The sequence below is a fragment of the Morganella morganii H1r genome, assembly GCF_000633515.1.
Lineage (GTDB): Bacteria > Pseudomonadota > Gammaproteobacteria > Enterobacterales > Enterobacteriaceae > Morganella > Morganella morganii_B.
Window position 1 is genome coordinate 1 of record NZ_AYMP01000114.1, and the last position, 623, is coordinate 623.

1 pseudogene is annotated in these 623 nt (G+C 43.2%); it reads right to left on the reverse strand.

The features are described from left to right. Positions 1 to 19: 19 nt before the first annotated feature. A pseudogene (locus U868_RS25405) lies at positions 20 to 623 on the reverse strand (transposase); the annotation flags it as partial.

The window sequence follows — 623 nt, forward strand, 5'->3', positions numbered from 1 at the left end:
AATTTTAGTTGACCACTACATCAATAATATTCAATGTTCTGAAACGTTTGTCGCAATACAGGCTGTCGTTCATAAAATCGATCGCCCATCGCCCATCGCCCATCGCCCAACGCTCATTAATCTGCGTTGCTGCAATCAGCGGTTTTCTTTCTCGCTCAGGCAATTTTTTCTTTACCCTGCGTTTTAGATTTAAGCCCAGCCGGCAATATACCCGGTAAACCCGTTTATGATTAAAGAGATGTTTTTTCTGCCGCATCCGGTGAAAACATTTCCAGAATCCGGCCTGTGGTGATAATTCCAGTTCGGCATAAATCGCTTCAATAACAGGGGCATCCTTTATTTTCCAGTCAGTGTTTGTCCGGTAAAAAGAGGTTCTGGGCAATGAAACTAACCGACAGGCGGTTATGACCGATAAGCCTGCCTGAGTTAATTCCTGAGCGCAGGTTTTTTTCTCGGTCATCACCAGCCCTTTTTTGCGAAAAGCTCCTTCATAGCATGATTTTCCAGACTGACTTCCGCAAATAACCGCTTAAGCCTGGTATTTTCATATTCAAGTTTTTTAAGCCTTTTAATATCAGCCGCTTCCATACCGCCATATTTTGATTTCCAGTTAATGGGATGGA